Here is a 297-nt window from a genome sequence, read left to right on the forward strand (position 1 = left end):
GTTACGGCTATCCGTTTATGCTGGCTTCACAAGTTGTTTATTCGCTCAACGCACACACGGGTCTTTCCGTTGAGATCGCAAGCCAGAATATCGGCACTGTCGCAGCGCCTTATGGCGTGGGTATTCATCCTTATTTAACCTGCAACTTAACATCTGTTGATGAATATCTGTTCCAGCTTCCGGCAAACCAGGTTTATGCCGTCGATGAGCACGCGAATCCGACAACGCTTCACCACGTTTTTGTGCTGGTTTTAATTTTCACGCTGGCGAAAAAAATAGCCGCGAAAAAAATCGACC

At 47.1% G+C, this 297-nt stretch carries 1 pseudogene; it reads left to right on the top strand.

Annotated features, from left to right (window positions below):
• Positions 1-297 (top strand): annotated as a pseudogene (locus RTW80_RS28620) (aldose epimerase); the annotation flags it as partial.

Origin of the sequence: Escherichia sp. AM3 (genome assembly GCF_032029835.1) — a bacterium.
GTDB lineage: Bacteria > Pseudomonadota > Gammaproteobacteria > Enterobacterales > Enterobacteriaceae > Escherichia > Escherichia coli.